The 26,969-nt window shown below is 33.1% G+C and carries 28 protein-coding genes and 1 pseudogene; 3 read left to right on the top strand and 26 right to left on the bottom strand.

Annotated elements, in window-relative coordinates:
• Positions 1–21: 21 nt before the first annotated feature.
• From CUL_RS0104365 to CUL_RS0104340, 6 genes are all read right to left on the bottom strand, one after another.
• The gene (locus CUL_RS0104365; protein WP_005588395.1) at positions 22–1,143 is read right to left on the bottom strand and encodes a coiled-coil domain-containing protein; all 1,122 of its coding nucleotides are present in this window, start codon (positions 1,141–1,143) and stop codon (positions 22–24) included.
• A gap of 113 nt (positions 1,144–1,256) precedes the next feature.
• On the bottom strand, positions 1,257–2,618 hold the full coding sequence (locus tag CUL_RS0104360; protein ID WP_005588396.1) for a YjiH family protein: 1,362 nt from the start codon (positions 2,616–2,618) through the stop codon (positions 1,257–1,259).
• Between the two features lie 213 nt (positions 2,619–2,831).
• The gene (locus tag CUL_RS0104355; protein WP_025640613.1) at positions 2,832–5,009 is read right to left on the bottom strand and encodes a methyl-accepting chemotaxis protein; all 2,178 of its coding nucleotides are present in this window, start codon (positions 5,007–5,009) and stop codon (positions 2,832–2,834) included.
• On the bottom strand, positions 4,996–7,104 hold the full coding sequence (locus CUL_RS0104350; RefSeq protein WP_005583703.1) for an efflux RND transporter permease subunit: 2,109 nt from the start codon (positions 7,102–7,104) through the stop codon (positions 4,996–4,998). The genes CUL_RS0104355 and CUL_RS0104350 overlap by 14 nt, the downstream gene beginning before the upstream one ends.
• Before the next feature lie 11 nt (positions 7,105–7,115).
• Entirely contained in the window at positions 7,116–7,697 is a 582-nt protein-coding gene (locus tag CUL_RS0104345) for a TetR/AcrR family transcriptional regulator (RefSeq protein ID WP_005583702.1), read from the bottom strand.
• 164 nt (positions 7,698–7,861) lie between these two features.
• Positions 7,862–8,794, bottom strand: a complete 933-nt coding sequence (locus tag CUL_RS0104340; protein WP_025640612.1) for a S66 peptidase family protein — start codon at positions 8,792–8,794, stop codon at positions 7,862–7,864.
• A gap of 433 nt (positions 8,795–9,227) precedes the next feature.
• Between CUL_RS0104340 and CUL_RS0104335 the strand changes: the two genes are divergently transcribed.
• A complete protein-coding gene (locus CUL_RS0104335; RefSeq protein ID WP_025640611.1) occupies positions 9,228–10,157 on the top strand; it encodes a TDT family transporter in 930 nt (309 codons plus the stop codon).
• A 40-nt stretch (positions 10,158–10,197) separates the two neighbouring features.
• Here the strand turns inward: CUL_RS0104335 and CUL_RS0104330 are convergent, their stop codons facing one another.
• Positions 10,198–10,659: a C-GCAxxG-C-C family protein gene (locus CUL_RS0104330; protein ID WP_035142804.1), complete on the bottom strand. Its 462-nt coding sequence runs from the start codon at positions 10,657–10,659 to the stop codon at positions 10,198–10,200.
• 218 nt (positions 10,660–10,877) lie between these two features.
• Here CUL_RS0104330 and CUL_RS0104325 point away from each other — a divergent pair, with 218 nt between their 5' ends.
• Entirely contained in the window at positions 10,878–11,774 is an 897-nt protein-coding gene (locus tag CUL_RS0104325; RefSeq protein ID WP_025640609.1) for a polysaccharide deacetylase family protein, read from the top strand.
• A 73-nt stretch (positions 11,775–11,847) separates the two neighbouring features.
• On the opposite strand, the gene hepT is transcribed toward CUL_RS0104325, so the two are convergent.
• From hepT to CUL_RS0104280, 9 genes are all read right to left on the bottom strand, one after another.
• Positions 11,848–12,264, bottom strand: coding sequence for a type VII toxin-antitoxin system HepT family RNase toxin (hepT, locus tag CUL_RS0104320; RefSeq protein ID WP_005583697.1), 417 nt, complete (start codon positions 12,262–12,264; stop codon positions 11,848–11,850).
• Positions 12,254–12,658, bottom strand: a complete 405-nt coding sequence (gene mntA, locus CUL_RS0104315; RefSeq protein ID WP_025640608.1) for a type VII toxin-antitoxin system MntA family adenylyltransferase antitoxin — start codon at positions 12,656–12,658, stop codon at positions 12,254–12,256. Before mntA ends, hepT begins: the two co-directional genes overlap by 11 nt.
• A gap of 170 nt (positions 12,659–12,828) precedes the next feature.
• Positions 12,829–13,092: an HPr family phosphocarrier protein gene (locus CUL_RS0104310; protein WP_005582585.1), complete on the bottom strand. Its 264-nt coding sequence runs from the start codon at positions 13,090–13,092 to the stop codon at positions 12,829–12,831.
• Positions 13,093–13,208: 116 nt separating this feature from the next.
• A complete protein-coding gene (locus CUL_RS0104305) occupies positions 13,209–14,252 on the bottom strand; it encodes a zinc-dependent alcohol dehydrogenase (protein WP_005582586.1) in 1,044 nt (347 codons plus the stop codon).
• A 37-nt stretch (positions 14,253–14,289) separates the two neighbouring features.
• The gene (locus tag CUL_RS18310) at positions 14,290–15,078 is read right to left on the bottom strand and encodes a sodium:solute symporter family transporter (RefSeq protein ID WP_236616431.1); all 789 of its coding nucleotides are present in this window, start codon (positions 15,076–15,078) and stop codon (positions 14,290–14,292) included.
• Positions 15,079–15,234: 156 nt separating this feature from the next.
• Positions 15,235–15,501 carry a transposase gene (locus CUL_RS0104295; protein ID WP_025640467.1) on the bottom strand — a complete coding sequence of 89 codons (267 nt, stop codon included), beginning with the start codon at positions 15,499–15,501 and terminating at the stop codon, positions 15,235–15,237.
• Positions 15,502–15,548: 47 nt separating this feature from the next.
• Complete coding sequence (locus CUL_RS0104290; RefSeq protein ID WP_025640606.1) at positions 15,549–16,736, bottom strand: sodium:solute symporter family protein; 1,188 nt, start codon at positions 16,734–16,736, stop codon at positions 15,549–15,551.
• Positions 16,737–16,748: 12 nt separating this feature from the next.
• On the bottom strand, positions 16,749–16,973 hold the full coding sequence (locus tag CUL_RS16640; protein WP_005585265.1) for a hypothetical protein: 225 nt from the start codon (positions 16,971–16,973) through the stop codon (positions 16,749–16,751).
• Positions 16,974–17,002: 29 nt separating this feature from the next.
• The gene (locus CUL_RS0104280; RefSeq protein ID WP_025640605.1) at positions 17,003–17,776 is read right to left on the bottom strand and encodes a creatininase family protein; all 774 of its coding nucleotides are present in this window, start codon (positions 17,774–17,776) and stop codon (positions 17,003–17,005) included.
• Positions 17,777–17,933: 157 nt separating this feature from the next.
• Here CUL_RS0104280 and CUL_RS0104275 point away from each other — a divergent pair, with 157 nt between their 5' ends.
• Positions 17,934–18,584, top strand: coding sequence for a Crp/Fnr family transcriptional regulator (locus CUL_RS0104275; protein WP_005585267.1), 651 nt, complete (start codon positions 17,934–17,936; stop codon positions 18,582–18,584).
• A 109-nt stretch (positions 18,585–18,693) separates the two neighbouring features.
• Here the strand turns inward: CUL_RS0104275 and CUL_RS16635 are convergent, their stop codons facing one another.
• The 10 genes and pseudogenes from CUL_RS16635 to CUL_RS19675 all read right to left on the bottom strand — a co-directional run.
• Entirely contained in the window at positions 18,694–18,999 is a 306-nt protein-coding gene (locus CUL_RS16635) for a fumarate hydratase C-terminal domain-containing protein (protein ID WP_081722751.1), read from the bottom strand.
• A gap of 446 nt (positions 19,000–19,445) precedes the next feature.
• Positions 19,446–20,447 carry a Gfo/Idh/MocA family protein gene (locus CUL_RS0104260; RefSeq protein WP_005585268.1) on the bottom strand — a complete coding sequence of 334 codons (1,002 nt, stop codon included), beginning with the start codon at positions 20,445–20,447 and terminating at the stop codon, positions 19,446–19,448.
• Between the two features lie 46 nt (positions 20,448–20,493).
• Positions 20,494–21,600 (bottom strand): SIS domain-containing protein, encoded by a 1,107-nt coding sequence (locus tag CUL_RS0104255; RefSeq protein ID WP_005585269.1) that lies wholly within the window; start codon positions 21,598–21,600, stop codon positions 20,494–20,496.
• 241 nt (positions 21,601–21,841) lie between these two features.
• Complete coding sequence (locus tag CUL_RS0104250; protein ID WP_025640604.1) at positions 21,842–22,552, bottom strand: amidohydrolase family protein; 711 nt, start codon at positions 22,550–22,552, stop codon at positions 21,842–21,844.
• Positions 22,553–23,284, bottom strand: coding sequence for an amidohydrolase family protein (locus CUL_RS0104245; protein ID WP_005585272.1), 732 nt, complete (start codon positions 23,282–23,284; stop codon positions 22,553–22,555).
• A 12-nt stretch (positions 23,285–23,296) separates the two neighbouring features.
• Positions 23,297–23,617, bottom strand: a complete 321-nt coding sequence (locus CUL_RS0104240; protein WP_025640603.1) for a PTS sugar transporter subunit IIB — start codon at positions 23,615–23,617, stop codon at positions 23,297–23,299.
• A 36-nt stretch (positions 23,618–23,653) separates the two neighbouring features.
• Entirely contained in the window at positions 23,654–23,971 is a 318-nt protein-coding gene (locus CUL_RS0104235) for a PTS sugar transporter subunit IIA (RefSeq protein ID WP_025640602.1), read from the bottom strand.
• Positions 23,972–23,982: 11 nt separating this feature from the next.
• Entirely contained in the window at positions 23,983–24,987 is a 1,005-nt protein-coding gene (locus CUL_RS0104230; protein WP_025640601.1) for an SIS domain-containing protein, read from the bottom strand.
• Between the two features lie 30 nt (positions 24,988–25,017).
• On the bottom strand, positions 25,018–26,307 hold the full coding sequence (locus CUL_RS0104225) for a PTS sugar transporter subunit IIC (protein WP_025640600.1): 1,290 nt from the start codon (positions 26,305–26,307) through the stop codon (positions 25,018–25,020).
• 462 nt (positions 26,308–26,769) lie between these two features.
• A pseudogene (locus CUL_RS19675) lies at positions 26,770–26,969 on the bottom strand (ISNCY family transposase); the annotation flags it as partial.

The raw sequence follows: 26,969 nt of genomic DNA, 5'->3' as shown, positions 1-26,969 counted from the left end.
TAAAAAACCTCCAACAATATATTAAAACAGCTTAATATCAACCATCAATTCCATATAACCTTCTCTGACCTCTACTTTTTTCATCACATTTTTCCCTATTAATGGTTGAATATCTAGAACAAAATCCCCTTCTTCGAAAAATTTATCAATAGTCCCTTTTTTAAGAACAAAACCATAGAAACTTCCTTCTTCCACTTGAAACTTTAAAGTTTGGCCATCTAAAATGAGGAAGGAACCCTGTAGTAAAAGGTTTTTTTCTGGGAATTCCATCCCTACCCTATCTAAATTGAAATGGAGTATGATCTTTGGTAAATTAGAATTAGTTTGGATTATTTCATTAAATACATCTTCATCGATAGTAGCCTTTACTCCCTTTTCTGCTAATTTTATTTCTACCTTATCCTCAGGTAAATCTCCTTCTTTTATTATATGAGTAAACTCCTTTGTTGCATCCTTTATCAAGAGGGTCAGTTCATCCATCATCTTAAGAATACTATCTAATCGTTCTTCATAATATTCTCTATCTCCTTCCAAAGAAGCTAAATATTCTTCCATATCCTGTACTTTTTGTTGCCCTTCTTCTATAGTTTTTGCCAACTGATTTTCCTTTTCTTCTAAAAGGTTAAGCTTTTCATCTAAATTAGCCTTTTCTAGAATTAGCCTATTCTTAATCTCATCTATAGAGTCTAATAACCCTCCCGTATTTCTGGTTAAATCCCTTAAAGTATTTATCCTTCTCAATAGATTATTTATATTATCTGCATCTAAAATTATCTCAATATAAGAACCAGGCCCCATCCTCTGATAAGATCTAAGGACCTGTTTCAGCAAATTCAGCTTTTCTTCATAGTTTTTAGTCTCCTTATGAATTTTTTTATCTATATCCTCTATTTCCTTTTCCATGTCTTCAATATCTAGAACAATTTTTCCCTTTTCCCTCTCCAATGCTTCAATTTCCTGTGCTTGGATAAACAAAGAGTCTAAAATCTTCCTTTCCTCATCAGAAATATCCTCTAATTTTCCTTCAATCTCCTCCATAGAATCTCCCTCTTCAGCTGTCATTTCAGAGGATATAAATATTGCATTAACTAATATTAACACAGCCAATATGACAAATTTACTTCTGTTCCTCATCTTACACATGGTCCCACCTCTTTTTTATTCCTCCTTACTATATTAGACATAGAATCCTTTTTTCCTTCCTTTTAAAAAAGAAAAAGCCACTCCTAAAAAGGAATGGCTTCTATTATAGACTTTTAAAATATAATATGGGCAGCTATGGCTGCAATAGGTAATGTGATTAGAGTTCTCTCTATAAATATGATAAATAACTCCTTTAAAGATACAGGTATTCTGGATCCTAAAATTACAGCTCCAACTTCCGATAGATAAACTAATTGGGTTACAGAAACAGTAGCTACAACAAAACGAGTCATCTCACTTGGGATACTAGCGCCTATAACTGAAGGAAGGAACATGTCTGCAAATCCTACTACCATGGTTTTAGAAGCCTCTACTGCATGTGGAACTTGGAATAATTTTAGTATTGGAATAAAAGGCATTCCTAACCAGTCAAATACTGGGGTAGCCTCTGCAATTATAAGGGCTATAGTACCAAAGGCCATTATTACAGGTAATACCCCTAACCACATATCTAGAACGGTTTTAATTCCATTTATGATGAAGTTCTTAACATTTCCACTTTCCTCTGCCTTCTTAATAGCAAGATAAGCTCCCCATTGAGAATTTGTAAAACCTTCAGGCACATCTTCTCCTACATCCATCTTTTTTCCTGTAAAATAGGTATCTTTCTTTCTAGATAAAGGTGGAATTCTAGGCATTATAATAGCTGCAACTACTCCAGATATGACTATAGTCAGATAGTAAGGGCCAAATAAATGGGCTAAGTCTACCTGATTTAATACTACTAAGCTAAAGGTAATAGATACAGCCGAGAAGGTAGTAGAAATAATAGATGCTTCCTTAGCAGTATAATATCCATCTTCGTACTGCTTGTTGGTTAAAGCTACACCAATAGTCCCATCTCCTACCCAAGAAGCAATACAGTCAATAGATGAACGTCCAGGTAATTGGAACACTGGCCTCATTACAGGGGTAAGCAAGGCACCGATGAACTCTAATAATCCAAAGTCTGTTAGAAAAGGTAGTAAAAATCCTGCAAATAGGAATATGGAGAACAGCCCCAATATTAAATCGTGGAGTATTAATCCTCCAGTATCTTCAGACCAGATCCATTCAGGTCCTATTTCAAAATATACTAAAATACTGAGTAGGACGCCAACTATTCTAGTTATAATCCAAAAATTAGATACATCAAATATAGATTTTAAAAATTCACTATTCTCAATAAATGCGGGTTTAGAAAACTTGTAAGCGAGAGTCATAATTCCAGTTAAAGTTATTACAATTACAATGATGATAGGTAAAATTGATTCTAATAGGCCTGTTAATCCTCCTGCCAATAAGGCAACTAGAATGGTCGTTTCACCTTCATATTTGAAAGGAAACATCAATAAAAGCACACCAATAACTGAAGGCACAATAAACTTTAAGTAATCTCCAGCTGAAAATTTTTTCTTTTCATAGGAATTTCCCATATAATACCTCCTTTTTTTAAATTATTTACTCTTTATCCATTTTCCCTCCCTTCTGAAAGATTTGTCAATATTGAGACAATTCCAATTATACAGAATGTTACTAAATATATATTATAAGGCAATACTAGATAAAAGTCAAAAGTTTTAATTTTTTCCATCTTTAAAAATAAATGTCGTCGACTATAAATAGTCAACGACACATTTTTTCTTAAATTATCTTTTAAATATCTCTTTAATCCAGGCTAAGAAACCACTTTCTTCTTCTGTTTCATTATTGACTACTAGTTTTTCTTCCTTTTCTATTCCCTTTACTCCCTCTGTCTTCATGATGAATTTTAAGCTTCCCTCCATATTATCCGATATACCAGAGAAGGAATTATTTTCCTTAGATATTCTAACCAGTTCATCCTTTATATCTATTACCTGTACAATATCCATATCTACATCTTTTACCTCTTCCCACATCTTATTTATACCATCATCATGAAATTGATTCATACCTTCATTTAATTCCCTTGAACCTTCTGTAAGCCTTTGGCTACCTTCTCTTAGCTTTCCACCGCCTTCAGTCAATTGGCTTGCTCCCTTAGATAATTCTTCTATTCCACCATGAAGCCTATCTGCACCCTTATTCAATTCCCCCAGTCCTTCGGTAAACTCCTTTGCTCCTTGGGATAAGGCCTTTGAGCCTTGCGAAAACTTTCCTGCTCCTTCTTTAGCCTTTTGAGCATTCTCATTTATAGTACCAGCCCCTTGTTGCAAACCTGAGCTACCTTCTATTAATTGGCTAGAAGCTCCCTTTAATCCCTTCGTTCCCTGTGCTAGTTCTCCTAAACCACCGGAGATTCTCTTTTGGCCTATATTTAGATTTTCAATACCTTGAGCCAATTCTATTGAAGCTCCTTCTGCCTGTATTAGCCCTTCCTCTAGCTGTTCCAAAGCTAATACTAGCTGTTGACTAGAGCTTTTAAGGCCTTCTAAAGCCAACCTTTGTTGTTCCAAGGCTTCCTTCATGCTTTGGGATAAGGCAGTGCCACCAGGAAAGTTTTCAATAGCAGCCGCTATTTTATCCAATCCCCCTACTCCCTTTAATAGTAGATCCACTACTTTCCCTTCCTTTTCCTTTCCTTCTTTAATTTTTTCTATAGCTTCAAGGCTTTTACCTAATCCTTTACTTAAGCTATCCTGCCCATTTTTAATGGTATCAGTACCTTGAATTAATTCTTCCATTCCTCCCCTTAAGGCTTCAGTACTCTCTGGAATCTTATCTACACCTTCAGCTACTTGGGCTGCCCCTTGGGAAAATTCCATTGCTTTATTGCTAAACTCAACTGTACCATTGCCTAACCCTTCAAATCCTTCCCCTAACTGATTAGCCGATTGGGATAGGCTATTAGCTCCTTCATCTATTTTTTTACTACCATCATAGGTTACATTTAGCCCTTCTTTTAACTTTAGAGAACCGTCTAACAAGGTATGGGAACCAAACTTTATCTTATCCACTCCTTGGATAAATTCATCAAGACCTTTATCTAACTCTAATTGACCTTCATATAATTTTTGGGTTGCCTCTGTCAACTTTTCACTGGCTTCTTTAATCTTCTCCACTCCATCTATCAATTGATCTAAATCCTCTGCATCATCCAATGCGTCGATTTCCGGTATCTTCGATGTAGCTGTAAATACAATTGGCCTCATCTCAAAATCTTCTACATCTGCAATTATCTCTAGATATTCCTCCAAATCCAATAGATTGTCATCTACTCCTAAACTGTCTTTAAGACCGGGTAAGGATATGAAGGTGATTATTTGATTGCTACCATCAGATACTATTTTCCCCGTATTTATCTTTACATTATTAAACTTATCCATAGGTAGATCTACTACAGTAACCACTAAATAAGGTGCATATCCAGTCTTAGTTTCACCCTTTTTCAAATGAATGGAACGATTATCCTTATTTTCAATATCTATTCTAATCCTTATTTCCCCCGATTGTCCTACTATTTCTTCTGGTTCTACTTTCTTTCCGTCTAGATAATATTTAATTTTTGGTTTTATAGGTATTTGTTTTTTTACCTTTCCTTGATAATAGATATCCTTGTTATCCGTATTCCACATTAACTTGCCATCTTCCACTTTTGGTGTTTCCTCACCTTTAACATTTACCACATCTTCCAATATGGTCTTATCCTCTAAATTCTTTAAAGGGGAATTGGAATGGATCCATATACTGGATATCTTCTCTAAATCTTCCCCATTATTGTTCAAGTTTACATAAACAGTCTCTTCCTTTTTAACTACCCCTTCCCCTAATACCATGTTTGAGGATACCAAAGTTAAAATCATTACCATAGCTAATATTCTAGATATTGTTTTATTTGCTTTCATATACAATCCTTCCTTTCTCAGCTTTCTCTGTCTTTTCTCTGTTCCAATTTTTAGTTGTATTCTTTATGAAGCTTTCCCCAGCTATTAGCACTCCCGGTAGTATAAATAGGATTACTCCTGTAGATATCAAGGCTCCTCTAGCTATCATAGCCGATAAGCTCTTTACCAACTCCATCTCGGAAATAATTGCTACACCGATGGTTGAGCCAAAGAAGGCCAATCCGCTAGTAATAATAGATTTTGCCGATTCCTTAACGGCCACCTCCATAGCAGTGAATTTATCCCGGCCATTCTTTATCTCTTCTCTAAATCTAGTAGTCAATAATATGGCATAATCTACTGTAGCTCCTAATTGGATAGAACCTATTACTATGCTTGCTATAAAGGGAATGGAATTTCCCATATAATATGGAATTCCCATATTGATAAATATGGCCAAGGTTATAGCTAATATTAAAAATATTGGTATGGATACAGAAGTAAAAACTAGAAGTATTATAGCAAAGACCGCTACATTGGATATACTAGTTACCCTTTTGAAATCCCTATCTGCAATACCTATTAAATCCTTAGTCAACACTCCTTCTCCTGTAACTATACCGGCTTTATCGTATTTCTTAACTATACTTTCAATTGCTTCTATTTGAGCATTTTCCTCACGGGTAGCCGCTTTGAACTCAGAATTGATAATTACCTGCTTATAATCTCCCTGTTCAAATCTATCCTTTAAGGCCTGTGGAATGAAATTTTCTGGTATACTTGGCCCTATTAATTTTTGATAGGATAGTACATTTTCTATACCTTCTAATTTTTCAATCTCTCCTATCATCTGTTTTATCTCATAATTAGGTATATCCTTGGATAGTATGACCATATGGGTAGTCATCATATCGTATTCGTCTTTTAATTTTCTAAAGGCTACTATAGATTCCATATCATCAGGTAAGGATTCATCTAAATTGTAATATACATCATTATTCCTCTGTCCATAGAAAGCTGGCAGAAAAATAAGTATACCTATTAATATGAATAATCTGTAATGTTTAGTAACCGCCTTTCCTAATCCATTAAACTCTGGCAATATAGTCCCGTGATTGAAACGGTTAATAAGCTTATCAAATACTAGGATTAAGGCTGGTAATACCGTTAATACGGATATAACACCAAAGACTACCCCTTTAGCCATTACCAGACCTATATCCTTACCTATAGTCAATTCCATAAATGCTATGGCTAAAAATCCTGCAATAGTGGTCAAAGAACTGCCTACTATAGAAGAAGCAGTCATAGCTATAGCATGTCCCATAGCCTCTTCTTTGTTATCTAACTTTTCACATTCTTCCTCATATCTGTGAAGTAGGAATATGGAATAGTCTAAGGTAACTCCCAGCTGCAATACAGCGGCTAAGGATTTAGTAATATAGGAAATATCCCCTAGCAGTATATTGGTTCCAAAATTATATAATATGGCATAACCTATACTTATAAGTATTATGAAGGGTATAATAGTAGATTCTAAAGTTAGCATAAGTATTATAGTCGCCAATACTACTGCCAAAGCTACATATATAGGGGTTTGTTTATCGGCTAAATCCTTTGTATCCTTAAGAACTGCAGCCATACCACTTAAGAAAGATTGTTTATCCAATACCCCTCTTATATCTACTATAGCCTGTTGGGTTATTGGAGAAGAAGATTCGTTCGTGAATTTTATCATGACCAAAGTGGAATTTTCCCTATAAAACATCTTCTTTAGCTCCCCTGGAAGCATATCCTTTGGAACACTAATATCTAAAAAATCGTCTACCCATATTACACTTTCTACTCCATGGATCTGACTGATATTTTCCTTTACTTTTACTACATCCTTTGGTTCCATATTTTCTATAACCAACATACCGGTAGAGGAGCTGTTGAATACATCATTCAATATTTCCTGTCCCTTTACCGATTCCAAGTCCTTTGGTAAATAGGTAAGTATATCATAATTTATTTTAGTTTTAACTGTCCCATATAAAGAGGGCAGTAATAATAATGTAGCAATTATCAAAACCATTTTTCTATGTTTTGCAATAAATAAGCCAAATTTATTCATAAAATCATCTCCTAAATCATCTTCTTAATAGTATCAAATAGAACAGGTTTCATCTCATCTATGTTGGTAGGTTCATTTAATATTATGCAACTATAGCATACGGAACCTGTCAGTTCTACTATCATAAACAGAATCTTTTCTACCTGATCTCTAGGTGTAGAAGAGCCTTCATAGCCTCTTTCAAACATCTGATATATTTCATGAATCTCTCCATAATCTTTATAGGCCTTTTTAAAAGTGCCCCAAGATAGATTCTTATATATTAGCTTTAAAAGCAAGTTATCCTCTTTAAAGTACTCTATTATATAGTTTACAAAACTTAAAAGTTCTTCTTCAAAAGTATGAAAACTTTTCAGTTTATTACATTTAACTGCCTCACAAAGTACATGGGCAGATTTATTTAGGACTATCTTATCCAATAGATCGTATTTATCCTTAAAATACAAATAAAAAGTGCCCTTAGCTACTCCAGCTTTTTTCACTATATCGTTTATGGCTGTATTATGGATTCCCTTAGTAGTAAATAGATCATAGGCAGCCTCATAGAAAGAGTTCTCCTTCTTCCTTTTGTTCATTTCAACCTTAGATACCATAAACACACCTCCTTTTACAAAATGAAAATGACCATTGGTCATTTCATAGTTAACATTATAATACTAAAATGACCAATGGTCAAGTTTTTTATTAAAAATTTTTTAGTTCCCCCAAAAACCTACAGAAAAACCAGTCCTTGAAGACTGGTTTTCCAATGATTAATCTATACTATAGGCTTTTCCAATAAAGTCAATACTTTATTGTCTGCATCAAGCTTTGCTTTTACCCCAAAGGGAATAGTAACCGTTGGCTCGCAATGGCCTGCTTTAAAATTAAATATGGTTGCCTTTCCCAAGGGTTTTATTATTTGATCTATTACTTCCTCTAAAGTCAAGGAATCATCATATTCGGAACTTTCAGCTACACAGTTATTGAAATCTCCTAATATAATTCCCTCTGCTTCCTCTAATTTTTTTGATAATCTCAGTTGGGTAAGCATTCTATCTATTCTATAGGGTTCTTCTCCTATTTCTTCAATAAATAGGATTTTCCCCTTTGAATCTATCTCATAAGGAGTACCAATGGTGCTAGTTATCAAAGATAGATTACCACCTATTATAGCCCCTTCTGCCTTTCCTCCATTTATGATTGTTATTTCATCTAACGGGTCCTTTATAATTGGCTGAAACTTTCCTTCTAAGATAGAGTTGTATAAACTCTTCTTAGAAAACTCACTAAATTCTCCAATTAAATCCGATGATACCATAGGACCATGGAAGGTTACTAAGGTTGACAATTTATTAAAGGCAATATGTAAAGCTGTTATATCGCTATATCCAATGAATACTTTTGGATTATTTTTAATTAAATCATAATCCAACAAATCTAATATACGCGGTGTCCCATATCCACCTCTTAAACATATGATTCCGTCTATTTCCTGATTTTTAAACATTTTATTCAAATCTTCTGCCCTTACATCATCTGTCCCTGCCAAGTATCCATAATTTGAATAACAGCTTTCCCCCATAATCACCTTAAAGCCCATTTCAATTAGCTTTTCATATGCCTTTTCAACCCTATCTATAGTAGTAGGGCTAGCAGGGGCAACCACCCCTATGGTATCTCCAATTTTTAACCCTTTTGGTTTTATCATTTCTACCCTCCAATACTATCTAAAAGAATATTCTAGAAACGTAGTTAGCAGTTAATAGACCAGCTAAATCTGCTAATAATCCTACTGGCAATGCATGTCTTGTTTTTTGAAAAACCAGCCCTAAATAGGCTGGTTATTTCCCTCCTCATAAAGCCTAAATATATTATACCATAATTTTGTATTTTTTAATATTTAATCCATTTCCTAACGATGTATTATAATTAGAAAAATATAGAGAAATCATGGAAAAACGTTTAAAAAACCATCTAGGTTTAAGAGCCTATTACTATAGGGAATATTTTAAAAATCCCTTTTTAGTATAGATAATCTTTATTGGATTTGTTGTCAATTCTATGCTAATCTATCCTGGGAAGAAGTTCTTAGCAGACATTAGCCCTATTATTTAAATTTAAGAAAAAGGAGAGATGTACTGATGAAGGAAATTGTAAAAAAATTGCCATTACCAGCTGTAGCTTTAATGTTAGCCTTAGCAGCTACTGGTAATCTGGTACTATCCTATGGCAATATCTACAGAAATGTCTTTGGCGTCCTGGCAGCGATCCTTTTAGTTTTAATATTAATTAAAATCATAAAGTACCCAAAAAAAGTAGTCCAAGACTTAAATAACCCAGTAGTTGCCAGTGTTTTTCCTGCTCTTTCTATGGGGATTATGCTTATAGCTACATATATTAAGCCTTTTATGCCCTCATTGGCCTTTAGCATATGGGTTATCGGATTAGTCTTGCACATTATTCTAATTCTTTATTTTACAGGAAAACATGTATTTAATTTCAATATTAAGAAAGTGTTTCCCAGTTGGTATATCGTATACGTTGGAATCGTAGTTGGGTCTGTAACTGCCCCTGCCTTTGAGATGGGAAATATAGGTCGAATATTGTTCTGGTTCGGTTTTATATCCTATTTAATATTACTGCCAATAGTCCTATATAGGGTTGTAAGGGTTAAAGAGATCCCAGAGCCAGCATTGCCAACAATAGTAATTTTAGCTGCACCAGCCAGCCTTTGTTTAGCCGGATACATGAATTCATTCCAAGATAAAAATATGTTTATAGTTTGGTTATTATTAGTTTTGTCTCAGTTTACTTTACTTTGCGTATTACTACAACTTCCTAAACTGCTGAAACTACCCTTTTATCCAAGTTATTCAGCCTTTACTTTTCCTTTAGTCATCAGTGGAATATCCATAAAATTAACTAATGGCTTCTTGATTAATGCTGGAAAGGAATTATTTATATTAAAATATATAGTAAAATTTGAAGAAGTTTTGGCGGTAATAATGGTACTCTATGTATTATTAAGGTATATTGGATTCCTATTTTCTAAAACTGAAACTGCCAAATAATCTATAAAATAAACACCACTAATATTTAAGTGGTGTTTATTTATAATTCAACTTGTCCATCTTCAATTAATTTTTCTGCTATCCATTCTGCAACTTTTCCTGTTATAGCTATACAATGTTTCTTCCTTTCAGGACTTTGGAAATTATCTCCTGCCCATTGTCTAGTCATAACTCTACAACATGTGGAACCATATTCTTCTTTAATATAATCGTGTAATTCTGCAGCCAGTGGGAACATCTTTTCATTCATAGGTTCACCATGAACCCTGCCATAGACCATTCCAAGGGCCATTTGCCCACCACTTACTGCACCACATAAACAGCCAGATTTTCCCATACCTATTGGGAAGCCAGAAGCCATTTTTACAATCTTATCATCATATGGTTTGCCAAGAAGATTATTTATAGTCTGAGCTACAGCTTCTGAACAGAAAAACTCACCTCGCTCAAAATACCCTTCAGCTTCTTTTTTAACCTCTTCAACTAATTGTTCTTTAGTCATTATTCAATACCTCCTAGAATTTACTCATATTAATTTTATGATAAGATTCCCTCTAAAACAAATTGATTATATTTATAGTTCAATAGGCTAGTATAGGTAAATTTAATCATAAGAATCAATCCATGTATTACCTATCCTTTTATGCTTTTTTTCATTTACAGCCTGGCATAAAAAATATATAATATATGTATTACATTAGACAAGGAAGGAGCAGATACATGAAAAGATTTGGAATAATATTATTGATAATGATTACACTAGTAGTACAGGCACCAATTGCAGCCTATGGAGAAAACAATACTGCAGAAGGAAGATACCAATTACATAAAGAACACAGTATAAGGTTAAGAAAGGAAATACTAGAGTTAAGGAATCGATTAAGCGAAAAGAAGGCCGAAAAAATTCCCGTGCTAATGTACCACCATATACTAGAACAAGAAGATATAGATAGATATAATTGGTCTAACAACGGTAGTGTTATATCGGTGGAAGCCTTTGAAGAGCAAATGGACTATTTATATGAAAATGAATATTACACTGCAACTCTAGATGAATTGCAATCCTTTTTAGAGGGAGAAATTACTCTACCGGAAAAAACTGTAGTTATTACCTTTGATGATGGTTATTTGAGCAATGCCCTATATGCTTATCCCATTATGCAAAAATATAATTTTAGAGGAACCATATTTATGTTAGGATACAGGGTAGATGGTGTTCAGGTTCCCTTTGATCCTAGTGACACCCAATCTTTAAGTATATATGAAGCATATAAATACGAAGATGTATTCGATTATGAAAGCCATACCTATGAACTGCATGATGTAAATGATAAGGGTGAGAAACTTCTAATATCCTCAGAAGAGGAAATTATCCTTCAGGATTTAATAAAAAGCAAGGAATTAGTAGATGCTAAATACTTTGCTTATCCTTATGGAAAATATAATGAAAATACTATCCAGTATTTAAAACAAACAGGATATGATATGGCCTTTACCATAGAAGCTGGATATGTTACCAGGGAATCGGATAAATATGATCTTCCAAGGTTTGCCATATCCCCTCATAGCCCTTTAAGCAAGTTTAAAAGAATTGTAAATGGAATTGAAAATATATAAAAGTTTATCTCTAAAGGGAGCCAATCAACAGTGATTAGTTCCCTTTAGCCCTTAAGTAAACACTAGAAACTCGTTACAGCAATTTACCAAATTCTCTTAGGATATCCTCCAAATCTCCTAAACCATTTTCAAGTATTTCATATACTATATCTTTGTCTATACTAAGATAATCATGTACTAATATATTTCTAAAGCCTATAATTTTCACAAAAATTTCTTCTTGTTCTTTATTTATATACTTATTTAAAGATAATATTTTAGCTATATCACTATAGACTTCTACTTTCCCTAATCCTTCATCAGCAATTATATGGTTCCCTATATCCAAAAGCGCCTCAATAGTAAGATGAAGATACCTTTCTACACTTCCTTGAATAATTAAATCCTTCTTGAAATCTTCTAAAGATAAATTCTCCCTTATATCTTTTAATATTAGAATATATTCCTGTGCTCTCTCAATTCTCTTATAAAGTATATCTTTATTTACCATTTAATAGTCTCTCCTTATAAAATTTCCTTTGAACCTTTACCAATGGTTTAAAATCCAGACCTTTTCTTATTATATTAGAAAAGTAAACTGGATGATTAAAATCCTCTCTCCTGTATATAAGTTTATTATGCTTAACAATTTCAAACTCAATCATTGTTGGTGCTTCGTTGAGTAGAACTAAATCTACATTACAAAACCCATTATAAGATAGTTCCTTTAACAATTGTATCTTTATGTTTTTTTCATAGACTTCATCTAAAATTATCCCTATATCTAGATCGCTAAATTTATTTTCTTTCCCCTCTGCATAAGAGCCAAATAGATAGGCCCCTTTTACAACCTTATGTTTAGAAAATATTTTATTAAGGGTTTCCAATTGGCTTTCACTTAACATCTAATCACTTCCCTATATACTTTCGATTCCATAAATATCCTAATATTATAATACCATAAAAGAAGGAATGGATAAAATTTTTTTGGCTTTAAAAAAGTTAAACCTAGCCAATCCGGCACCATTGGCTAGGTTTAACTTTTATCTTTCTATATATGGACAGACTTTCCATCTTATTCATTGAAATTATCATCAACTAATTTTACCAATGCCTTTACAGCTTCCTCAGCATCACTTCCTTCAGCTTGAATTAAAATTGTATCTCCCTTACCTGCCCCCATGCTTAATATTCCCATAATACTCTTTGCATTGTATTCTTTATCATCTTTTATTACAGTTATCCCAGATGTAAACCTAGCAGCCTCTTTTACAAACAAGCTTGCTGGTCTAGCGTGAAGACCTGTCTCGTTTTTTAGTGTTACTTTTTCTTTATACATTATTTGTTCCTCCTTAACCTTGTTTTAATTATTGTATGCCTCCTCATCAACAATAACTATGACATCGGGATGTAATAAAAGCATACTTGCTGGTAATTTTGTTGTTATTTTACTACTTATAATAATACACTTACCCTATAGCTTGCAGGATCACTTGCTACTTCATAAGCCTCCTGAATCTTGTCCAAGGGGAAAGTAGCTTCAACTAACTTGGACATATCTACTAGTTTTTCATTGAGCAATTTTGCAGAAATAATAAAATCCTGCATATCGGCTCCATAGGTACCGATTAATTCCATCTTCCTATAATGTATATAGTTTGAGTCAACTTCAAGCTTTGGTACCGGATATCCTGCTGCAAATAATAATATTCTTCCTTCTACTCTTTTCAACATTTCTAAAGCTTGTTGATTTGCCTGGCTTACCCCAACTGCAACAATTACAGCATCTGCACCAATACCATTTGTAAGCTCTCTTACCTTCTTAACCGGATCATTTTCCTTTGCATTTACTACTTCAAATCCCATATCTCTAGCTGCTTTTACTTTATCTTCCATTACCTCTGTTATTATTACACGACATCCATAGGCTCGTGCAGCTTGGGCATTGACAACTCCCATGGTTCCAGCCCCTATTATTACAACTGTTTCCAATGGTTTTAACCTCAATTTTCTAAAGCCTTTTATTACCGTTGCTAAAGGTTCTAGGAAAGCAGCTTCACTAGAAGATAGATCTTTGCCCATCTTTATCAATACTCTAGAATCTCTTACACAATAGTCAGCAAAACCAAAATTTCCATAGTATCCATCTTCTGAAGGTTCATGTTTTACCTGAGTACATTCGCTTGTAGCCCCTGATTTACAAGGGTCACATTCCCCACAATAATTATAAGCTATTGCCACCTTGTCCCCTATTTCTAGGTCATCTCTAACCTTAGCTCCCTTTTTTACAATAACGCCTGCACCTTCGTGGCCACCAGCCATAGGATATGGTTGATGTTCCCTTAAGCCTAGCCATTGTCCATAATCGGTAGTACATATATTACAAGCTTCCTGCTTTACCAGTACCTGGTAGTCACCAATTTCAGGTAAAGGCCTTTCATGCACTTCTGCCACCTTAGCTTTTGTCAAAACGGCGAACCTCATCTTATCAACTGTCATTTAAATCCCTCCTGAATACTAATTCTAATTATTATATCTAGAGTGCCATTTCTAGAATTTTCACCACATCATCCTTATATAACTTTTTAAAACTACCAATTGGTCCTGCTTCCGTACATTTTTCAGCCATTTCTTCGATTCTACCCCTTGAAATATTTGCTTGAGCCAGACTAGTAGGCATGCCGACTTTATTGAAAAATTCCTTTGTTCTTTTAATGCCTTCAAGGGCTGTTTTTCTAGGATCTTGTAAATCTAGTTCAACCCCCCAGACCCTCATAGCAAACTGGGCAAATCTATTAATATTGTCCAAATATACATACTCCATCCAATATTGTTTATATTCATCTGCTTCTCGATTAATATGTTTTTTATAAATATCGGTAGAAACCATACTACTAACAGCATGTAGCTGGGAGTCTCCTGTTGACATAGATGCTGCTAATGCTCCAGATATTACAAGAGCTGCAAATACAATAGGAGTATAAGCCATTAGCATTTCCGGAAATATAGTATCAGGAGCAGCTATATTTGGAAACAATATATTTCCTATAAATCCAATTGCAGGTGTAAATACATATATAGAAGTTAGATATATAGAGGAAAATACCGACGACCATTTCAAAACCTTTAAAGAGCGGCCAGAAAAAAACCTTAGAGTTATATGAGGAAACATCATCATTCCAATGGTAATAACAACCCACCTAGAAATCCAATCTGCTGATGTAACTACACCATTTGGCCCAGGTAGTGTAAAATGTTCGGGAATAACCTTAAATGCCTCTGTATAAGCATTTGTAATAGAGGGGAAATTATTCTTTATTACCATATAGGAACCTATTACCANGAGTTTTCCACTTGTTTCCAGGCTTTTCCTTATGCTTATCATAATAGGTGCTTCTAGGATATTTTAGCACCTTGCACATAGTATCTATGCTGTGTTCCTTAGAATTAGCTTTTATTATTTCAAATATAATATCAGGATTTATTTGGTTGCGAATATGGCCATAGCTTTTTTTAATATATCATTTTCTTCCTTAAGTCTTGCATTTTCCTTCTTGATTTTTAGAATTTCTTCAAGATTTGTGGTATCTCCCTTTACATCTATCGGTGTTTTCTTCTTTACCCAATTACGTATTGCTGTTTGGCTTAGGCCATATTCGTCTGCTACTTCCCTAACTGTTTTTCCTGATAATACTAACTCTGCAATCATTATTTTGAATTCATCTGTATAAGTTTTTCTTTTAGACATTTTATGGACACTTCCTTCCTCATTTAGTAGTATATAAAAAACCTTATTTAGTGTCCATACTTATATACTAACATCAGCTTTTGTAAAGCTATTATTATAGAAATTATACCTAATATAACAGTAAATAGTTTTGCAACTCTATATTGTTTATATTCATCTGCTTCTCGATTAATATGTTTTTTATAAATATCGGTAGAAACCATACTACTAACAGCATGTAGCTGGGAGTCTCCTGTTGACATAGATGCTGCTAATGCTCCAGATATTACAAGAGCTGCAAATACAATAGGAGTATAAGCCATTAGCATTTCCGGAAATATAGTATCAGGAGCAGCTATATTTGGAAACAATATATTTCCTATAAATCCAATTGCAGGTGTAAATACATATATAGAAGTTAGATATATAGAGGAAAATACCGACGACCATTTCAAAACCTTTAAAGAGCGGCCAGAAAAAAACCTTAGAGTTATATGAGGAAACATCATCATTCCAATGGTAATAACAACCCACCTAGAAATCCAATCTGCTGATGTAACTACACCATTTGGCCCAGGTAGTGTAAAATGTTCGGGAATAACCTTAAATGCCTCTGTATAAGCATTTGTAATAGAGGGGAAATTATTCTTTATTACCATATAGGAACCTATTACCATTCCTATCCACATGAAAACACCTTGTGCCGCATCGGTTATAGCTATACCTTTCATTCCACCCATCCAGACTAGAACTATCATTATCACAAAGAATAATATTGTACCAAATTCATAGCTTAGTTTTCCATCGCTTATAACTTCAAATATATATCCAGATCCAATTGCTTGCATAGCAACATAAGGTAATGTGAATATTAATGTAATTATAGTTACAAGAAAACCTATTCTATCATCCTGATATACATCACTTATATATTGGGCCATAGATATATATCCATATTTCCTACCTAAAAACCAAAACCTTCTACCTAAAATCCAAAATAACACACCGGGAAATACTGTCCATATCCCATTTACCCACCATCCAATTCCATGTTGATATACAAAACCTGCAGCTCCCATGAAAGCATATGCACTATGATAAGTAGCGCTAAAAGTTAATGTTAAAACAAAAACACCTAAAGAACTATCTGCCGTTGCAAAATGGGATATACTTTTTTTATCTTGGAGTGAAGCATAATAGGCTATACCCAATAAACCGATGGTATATAATAGTAAAATTACAATACCAACATTCATAGAAAAACCTCCTTAATATTCTTTTTTCCAGCTTTCAAGCTTAATGACTCCAATTAAAAATGCAATTATTGCAGTTATATACCATAGTTGAAGCCATAACCAAAGGGTAGGGTATCCCCAAGTTAAAGGCTTCATTTTAACATAATTGTTTACTAAATTTAAAACTGGTGGATTAACCATTATTAATGATAAAATCAATATGACGTATATAATAACTTCACCCTTGCTCCTTTTCAACCTTATTCCCTCCTTTCCCCATCATTCTATTAATTTTCTTGTTGAAGATCTTTAATTATTTTAACTAAATTTTTAACTAAATGTTCATGATATATTTTCCCCTTCTCCTTAGAAGCCTTGGTAGGCTCACCTGTAGTACCTCCTGCTTTCTCTGCATGTTCTTTTGCTACCTCTATAGTACTTGGCACGTAACATAAAGTATCATTAGGATAAGATGGATCAACAGAATATAAATCTACTGGCTTAATGGGGTTGTCTTCTGCCTTTTCCATATTTACAAGTTCACTATAACAATAAAGCATATGAGATGTTTCGATCTCTTCAGCATGCCCTACCGGTCCAAATCCCAGTTCTTTTACGATATCCTTTGACATATAAGCTGGATCAAATATCTTAACCTTAATACCCAATTTCCTTTGAGCCCTTTCCGCAGCCAACTGCATCCAAATAATATTTACTATTCTATGACCATTTATTAATATATATTTATTAATTCCATGTTGAGTTAAGGACTCAATAACATCATATAGATATTCAATTAAAACTTCAGGCCTAATAGTTATTGTTCCAGGCAACACCATATGATGAGGGCTCCACCCAAACCAAATAGGAGGCGCTAAAACTACTTTAGTTTCTTTAGCAGCTGCCTCAGCAAGTGTTATTGCCACATAAGTATCCGTACCCAGTGGCAAATGATAACCATGTTGTTCCGTACTTCCTACAGGTATAATTGCAACCCCTTTACTTTCTTCTATTAGTTTTTCCGCATTTTGCCAATTGTTTTCTTGAATCCATTTGCTCATATAGATCCCTCCTTATATCTATTATAGCAACAGATAAATAATAAAACTGTGTTACAAAACACATTATTCTGAATTTTCGCTTTTTATAAAATTTGGATTCTTCTATAATATGATATAGTATAATATAATTAGAAACTTCTTCAAAGGTGGGAGCCTCATGAATGTTTTTTTAGATCATTACGATGCTAACTATAGCTATAGGGAAAGTTTATTATACAATTTCAAAGACAAAGGTGAAATAATAAGGTATAATGCCTATGCCTTTATAGAATTTGAACACAAAAAATTAGATTATGTATACTTAATCATAGACGGCAAGGTTAAGCAATACTTTATAGATTATTCTGGTGCAGAAAAGACAATCTTACTACTTTCTTCTGGTGATATGTTTGGAGAGATAACTATGATCCAAGAAGATTACGACTTAGTAATAACAGAGACTCTAATCCCTACCACCGTTTGTAAGATAGGAAAAAACACTTTCTATGACTTTTTACAAAAAAACCCTTCAATTTATAATGATATTCTACTCATGATCACCACTAAATTTAGGATACTTATGGCACAAGTTTACGATTTCTCATTCTACAGTGCAAAAAACAGACTATACTTCCTATTGAGAAGATTAGCTATACAGCAGGGAATTAAGGTGAATAAAGGCACAAAAATTAATTTGAAATTAACCCACCAAGACTTAGCTACTATGATTGGTTCTACTAGAAGCACCGTCACTAAAATGTTAAATGAATTAGAAGATGAAGGGAATATAATGAAAGCTGGTAAATACATAATAATTTTGGATAAATAGGTTGTTTTTTAGACATAAGTTCGTCTAAACTTAGCCTTGTTTGTCAGTAAATAAAAAAATTCTCCTTTCTAACTTTTTCTTATTTTGATTCTTGCTAGAAAAGAGAATTTTATTTTCCAATCATTCCTTTCAATCCAGCATCTAGAAGCTGAGGGGTATAGGGATCCATTCTATAGCTTGTAGTAGGTCCAGCTGCTCCTATTACTTCTCCTGGTTTTGCTGGGCTAGGTCCTACATAATAAATTATTTGATCTTTCATTTCTATAGGTAATTCTTTTCCTTCTTCTAGTAATTTAACCAGTCTTTCATGGGCTGCATCTCTAGCTGTATAAATTGTTCCAGTTATTGACACTTCATCTCCCATTTTTAAATCTTTTAATTTCTCTTGTGTCAATGGAGTCCTTAATCTTATCATCTAAAGTTCAACCTCCTTAAACCTTGCTACATGACAGTTGATATTAACAGCTACTGGCAATCCAGCTACCAAAATTTTTTTCAAGCTGGGAAGCCAAACTAACAGACGTTGTTCTTCCACGGCTAATTAATATAAGTTTTGTCATTTACTTGCCACCTTTCTAAACTATTAGCTTTTATGCAAAATGCTTAATTAATAATGCTACCAAAAATTGAATATGGCATAACTCTAGACCCTATGATAATTATTAATTGACAAAATCATTTGCCAAAAGGGGTCAGAATTATGCCAACATTATTGTAGACTATAACGAAGAAATAATCAATTGCTTTTAGTTAAACCATACCATAATAGCAGCAGGAAAGCGTACGCATATTCGCTTTCCTGCTGCTATTATTTCATACCTATGTATTTTAAGATTCTGTTTTTCCCATACTTTCATTAAATTATATTATGTTTTCCGTATTATTGTCAGCACTAAATATGATACCTGCATCTTTTCTAGCCTTAACTAGAACTTTCATTACAGATTCAGTATGGTCTAATAATTTATAACATGTTTCTAAATCCTTATCCTTATAAATTCTATGGAATTTTAACATTTCGTAATACAATATATTTGGGCTACTTTGAATATCTATATACTCTGATTTCTCATTATTAATATTTATTGTAAAGCTTTTACACCCATTTGCTCCTTCATTCACCTGTATATAGCCTTTCTCACCCTGTATTTGAACCAAATTATTTCCCTGTACATCCTTACTTCCTGTACATATACATATAAAATCTGGATATCTAAGAAACACAACTCCTGATGTATCAATTCCATTTACATGCTTATTTGCCATATAATAAATTTCATTAGGCTCACCGAATATACCCATTACAAAATGAATATTATATACATTGATATCAGCAAGCGCACCACCGGACATCTTAGGATTAAATACATTGGGAATCTCTCCAGCTAATAATTGATCATATCTACTAGAATATTGGCAATAAGACGCTTGTACTATTTTGATCCTCCCAAGTCTTTTAATATTATCTTTAATTATTTTATAGTTTGGAAGATGAATAGTTGTAATTGCCTCAAATAGATATAATCCATTATTCCTAGCCATCTTGGATAGAGTTTTAGTTTCCTCCAACGTTGAAGTAAAAGGTTTCTCACAAATAACATGTTTCCCCTTCTTCAAAGCTTTTAATGATTGACTATAATGCAAACTATTTGGAGATGCTACATAGATAAAATTAATTCTTTCATCATCTAACATTGTATCTAAATCTGTATATATAGTTTGGATATTGAACTCATTAGCTAATCTTAAACCTTTTTCCTTGCTTCTTGAGTATATTCCTAAACATTTAATACCATCAATCATTGAAACTGCCTCTAAAAAACTATTAACTATTGCCCCAGTTCCAATTATTCCAACTTTCATTTATAATCCCCCGACTTAAACATTTTAACTCAAATAGTTACATCATTTATTCAACTCTTGTCTTAATAAACTTTGTATATTCATCATTAGAATCAGCATTGGGGTCAAGCCCATTTTTTTCAGGTATTGCTACCGATAAGATATGAAAAATTAACATTATACATAATGCAGATTGTGTATATTTTTTCTCAGAAATATTTATTACTTGCTTATCATCGATAATTGGTTCAGCCCCATTTATTAACAGACAATTATTGATTTTAGTTTTAAAATAATCGTAAGTTCTTATAGCTTCATTACCGCCTATACCTCCCGTATTAACTATTACCAAATGAGAGTCTTTAGATATATATCTGTGTAATCCGTGGGAAAACTCTTCTATATCGGTACTTGTTGCCGGTATACACATAGTTTCTATCAGTTTAAGCATTCCTTCCAATATAGTTCCATCATTCTTACCATATCCCAAAAAACAAATATCTTTTACATTAGTTCCAAATTCACAATTTTTAATCCAATCTACCGTCTTATCAATAACTCCATCTATTTCTTTTATGCTTAAATCAATCTCTTTATTTATTGCTTTATATTTCTCTTGGCTTAAAGCACCTTTTAGTAATCCTAATTCAATAGCAAATATTTCTAAAAGTACAAGAGTGCAGCAAACACCTTTTGTTTTTGCATTACTATTTTCTTCCCCACATCCTATATTCAAATAATAATCTCCCAGATTTGCTACTGGAGTATCTATTACATCCGTTATTGTAAGTACCTTATATCCTAATTTTTTTGCATGTTCAATGGCTTCAATAGTGCCTCTGCTTGTCCCCGTCTGTGAAATAGCAACAATTAAAGTTTCTTCCCTATCATAAATAGTATCAGATGTATTAATATGATAATTAAAACTCATAGGCATAAAGCATCGACTTTTAACTCCTGCAAATTCACCTAGCCAATGGGAAGCTATAACTGAAACATTATAAGAACTACCGTGGGCAACAAAGATAATTTCATTTAACTTATCTATATCAATCTGCTTTAATAGCTCCTTTGCCGCTAAAGCGTAATTGTTATTACTAAGTAAACCCTTTATCTCTCCTATATATTCCCACATGATACTTTTCTTTAATTGTCCATCATCTATTTTGGGCATTTTGTTTTGCTCCTTTCTTTATAAATCTACAGATGAATTACTTGCAACAGCTATTAAACCCAATTCTTGTTTCTTTTATTTTAAGTTTTATAAATAATGTAATATGCCAAAATTACTATATAAACCTATATTCTTATTGACATCAAGGATTAGGTAATCCTAAAACCATATCCTCAATGCCAATAAAAATATTATAATTAATGGATCTCTCTTTTACTAAACTAATTATAAATTAATATTCTTAAATATTCATTAGCCTCTTTGCATTTCCTGATAACATCATTTCTAAATCATCTTTGTTTGATGTAACTAACTTAATTTTCAACAGCTCTTGTTCCATGCTTCCAAAGGGTGCATCTGAAGAAAATAGAATTTTTCTGGCTCCTGCTATTTCATAAGCTTTTTTTATTACTGGAACATATGCAGCACAGGTGCTTAAATAGAAGTTATCAATTTCTTTAGCTAATGATATTGCACTATCATATGCCAAAGGTATCCCCATATGATATAGCACAATTGGAACCTCTGGAAACTTCTTTGCCATTTCAGCCCATTTTTCTGGTAAAGAAAATTGGTCCGACATGCCATGAACTACGACCATCTTATTATATTTCTTACACAGTTGAAAATATGGGTCTAATAAACTATGTCTATCAGCTGAATACCCGAACCTTATTGCATTCAGTTTAACCCCATAGAAATTGTACTCTTTAAAACATTTTTCCAATTGTTCTTCCCCATCTATATCCCAAGGATTTATTACAGCAAATCCTAAAGTTCTATCAGGATACTTTTCTGTACTTTGATAAATATAATGATTGTCAATTGTTTCTAACTGGGAACATATCATACATTTATCAACATTAGCATTATCCATAATTTCTATTAAGGATTCTACCTTGTAATTTTCACCTTTTTTAATTCCTATATGTGATAGCATATCTATAATCATTTATTTTCCCTCCCCAAGTCCAAATATCCTCAAGGCATTTCCTCCAAGAACTTGCTTTAATCCTTTAGGATTATCTTTTAATACGTTCTCTACTTTTTTAATTTCCAATTCAAAATATCCTGCATCAGGTGTTCCGGTACCTAATAGGACCTTGTCTACTCCAGCAGATCTAACAGCCCTTGCAGTATTAAAATCCATAGATGATGAAGTCTCGAGATAAATATTTGGATGTCTTTTAGCAATTAAAACAGCGCTTGCATTATCATATTGTAATCCCATTCTTCCTAAAATGAAATTTACTTCTGGATAATCAGTTGCTATCTTATCAAACATTATAGGGGAACAAAAAACTTCGGCAGCTGAATAACACCAGACTGGAACTGAATATTTTTTACATATATCTAAAATTGGATAAATCAATTCATACTCATTTAACATATATCCATGCCTGATAGGATTCATATATAAGCCTTTAAATCCCTTTTCACTTAATGCCAATTCTAGTTCATTAGTTGCATTGTCGTCCCATGGGTTTACTGTATATAATCCGATAAATCTATCTGGATACATATTAATTGCATTAAATATAGAGTCATTATCAAGGCTTTCAGGATAACAATTAATTACAGCCTTATCTACTCCTGCCTTATCCATTTGTTTTAGTAGTCCTTCAGCTTTAATTTCTTCCTTATATTTATGTTTTCCTATTGTATTAGAAACATCAACTATCATACTAATTCTCCTTTATTTTAATTCATCTAATATTTGATTTAATATATTTTCTCCTCTTACCAAGCCATAGTCGCTCATAGATATAGTCATTACCGGTATATCAAATCCCTTTTCATTAATAAAATTTGTTATATCTTTTAATTGGCTCTTTACTTGTGGTGCTAACAATACTATATCTACTTTTGAAAAATCATAATATCTATATCTCAAACTAGCAGAACATTCAACAAAAATGTCTATATTTTTTGAAGCAGCCACCTCTTTTAATTTATCTACAATCAACCCTGATGACATAGCTGATGCACACAATATTACCGCACGAATTTTTTCCATGTCTTTCTACCCTCCTTAATGAAAATTGTCATTTCCCTAAACATCGGTACTTTTAGCTCTTATAATAGTATCAACTAGATCTTTTTCCGATATTGAAATCATTAGTAAATCCATAGCATGAAGCAAAAGTAAGTTAAATGGAATTTCTTCGCCTCTTGCCTGGGGTGACATTAATTCTTCAAATTGAATTCTATGTGCTTCTGAAAGGTATTTTTCAGCTTCTAAAATTTTTGATTTTGCCCCAGCATAATCTTCGCGTAAAGCAAGTTCAAGAGCTTCAAATACATAGTTTCTACCTTCTCCAGCATTTGAAATTAAATTCATACAAATTTTTGATAGTTCTTCAATACTCATATTTATCTCTCCTATCTTGACCATCCTTCACCAAGCAGCATTCCCATCAATGTATCACATGGTATTATTTCCATAATAGGTACAAGAGATGGTCTTACTTTTGGAAGAATTACTGGTAATAAATTAGTATCCTCATCTACTTTATCAGTTGTAAATAGTATTATCTTACCATCATCTCCTAAGATATGGTTTATCATTCTATCTTCTGTATTTGTTCCTTTTAATACAGGGAAAAACATTAATCCTAAATAATTTTTCTGTGCACTTAAGAACAATCCGTGTGCATAATCTGCAAATTCTGATGAACATGTATATGCCTTTAAGCCTTCTCTAAAGATTAATCCAGCCTGTCTTGCCGTAGATAAAGATTCGCTATAAGCCATAAAATCGTACATTTCCACATCTTCACTAAATTTAAGCAAAGGCATAGTTTTGTCACGATAATTTGATAACCAGTCTGAACACCAATCAATAACTATTTCTACCTCTGATTTAAATTTTTCATCATTATCGTTACATATTTCATGAACTAACATGTTCAGTACAAGTAATGTACATTGATAGGTCTTGTTGGTTATCGATGTTTCAACGCCAGCAAATAAAGGTAACTTAAAATCACATAATTGGCTTAATTCACCATCTTCATTATTATAAATTCCTACTACAGTTGTCTTTCCTTTTATTTCTCTAGCTAATTCTAAAACTTCCCATGAATTACCAGACTGTGAAATACAGACAACTAATGATTTTGAATTAATTTGTGCCATATTATATTCCTTTAGGTCATATGCACTAAGAACCAAAGAAGGAATCCCTTTGGAAGATAGATAGCTAGTAACACTATGTGCAGCATATAGCGAGCTACCCATACCTACCAAAATTATTTTGTCAAATGACTTTTCATTAAAATGGTCTGCAATTTCCTTTATTCTATGCTTTTCTGAAGTTTTATATAGGTTAAAAACCTCTGGTAATATAGTTGACTGAGTGCGTACTTCTTTAATAAAATCATTCATATTATAATTCTCCTTTCTTTAGTACAATATTTAGTGAGCAGATTTTGCTTCTTCCTCAATACATCTTTTTTCCCATATTTTAGCAAATGGATACCATATAAACCCTACAACTATAATTAATATCAGCTGTGCAATTACCGCCCTCCAATCTCCGCCTGTTGAAAGATATGGTTGTAATAAAGGTGGCGTAGTCCATGGCACATGAATAATAGCCGGGCTTACCCATCCGATTTTAGTTAGTACATATCCATAAATTGTTCCTAACAATGTAGTACCAAAGACAAATGGTAAGAACATAATAGGATTTAATACTATTGGAACTCCAAACATAACAGGCTCATTTATACAAAATATGGCTGGAATAAGTGATACCCGGGAAACCTCTCTAAGCAAAGATGATTTCGATTTCCACCACATTAAAACTAGTGGTAACGTTATACCAACTCCACCAATGATTGCATAGGTATAGAAAAATGGTTCAGTAATTATATTTGGGATTGGTTGACCTGCAACTGCAGCAGCAGAATTTTCCGCTATATTGGTTAATAAAAACGGATACAATACACCCCATATAGTAAATGATCCTCCATGAATTCCAACAAACCATAACATTTGTAATAATAATGCAGTTATAAGAGCTGCATACCAAGTATCTGATATAACCATTAAAGGTGATACTATTTTTTCAATAAATAGATAGATATCAAAACCAATTATAATACGAAGGAACCAGAAGAAAACTAATAATAAAAACATAGGAACTAGCACAGCAAAGCTATCAGAAATATTCTTCGGTACCGCTTTGGGCATTCTAATTACAATATTGTGCTTGTATGCAAAATTCATAAATTCGACGACAAAAATTGTAATCAAAAATGCTGCAAACATACCCTTGGCAGAGAACCCCGTGACCTCTATTGTATTTGTTTCCAAATCAATGGGAGTTACAGCAATAAGAAATGATGCTAGAGATACGATACTTACTGTTGTCGGGTCTAAATTATCATATAGTGCAGACAATTCTCTTGCTAAAGAAATGACTAAATATAATGTTGTGAAACCAAATGACATAGCAAAAAGAACGTTTAATGCATTTGCATATGGCGCTATTAACTCTTGCACTTTTTTTACTGGAAAATTTGTTACAATCAACGGTATTGATCCAACTATTATTAAAGGGATTGTTCTTATCAATGCTGCACGTATTGCAGCAAAATGACGTTGATTGCCAAATTTAATTAAAGGTGGAGCTATGTGTTTTTCAATAACTTCAGCAAACCTATCCATTCTTGCTTCAAATTTACCTGTTTTTTGAGACATTTTTCTCCCTCCAAATATTAATATTAGACATCAATTTCTTTAGGCATCATTTTATATTCACCTGAATTCAACTCCCCTCCCTTCTATCCTTTATTAAGTAATTCCATAATTTTACCTGTCAATAGTCAATGAAAATGTCACATAAGAACATAGAAATTTATTCAGTGAAAATGTCACTTTTAATGATAAAAAAAATATATAACCGCATTTATTCCACGGTCCTATTGACATGGGGCCCCTGACCCCTCTGGACACCAAATTTTGCCGGAAATAGTCCTTAAAATGCAGGTATTTCCGCCGCAAAATTATACCAGAGGGGTCCTCCCCATATCAATAGGCTTTCGCGGCATAAACGCTTATAAATTTGGCTTTAATAAACCATATTTATATAAAAAGGTATGACAAATAAGCCCTTGAAAAAGGACTAAAAAAAGATATAATATTTTTAAGAGATTTTATCTCTTAAACCCATGCTCTTGTTGAGTTAAATAAGCCGTTTAATATTTCTTGGATTTCGGCATCTGTCTCTTTACGCAAGAGAACTTCCTCATACAAGGGTGTGGGTTTTTTATCAACTGATTGCCTCCAAGGATGATTTTTTGATGGTCTAGGTTTGTTCTTTTGTCGTCTTTCTGATAATGTTGAAACTGTCTTTTTAGGTC

Origin of the sequence: [Clostridium] ultunense DSM 10521, assembly GCF_000511955.1 — a bacterium.
In the GTDB taxonomy this organism is placed as follows: Bacteria; Bacillota; Clostridia; order Tissierellales; family Tepidimicrobiaceae; genus Schnuerera; species Schnuerera ultunensis.
The sequence above is the reverse complement of the archived record's forward strand: the minus strand, read 5'-3'. Positions and strand labels throughout refer to the sequence as shown.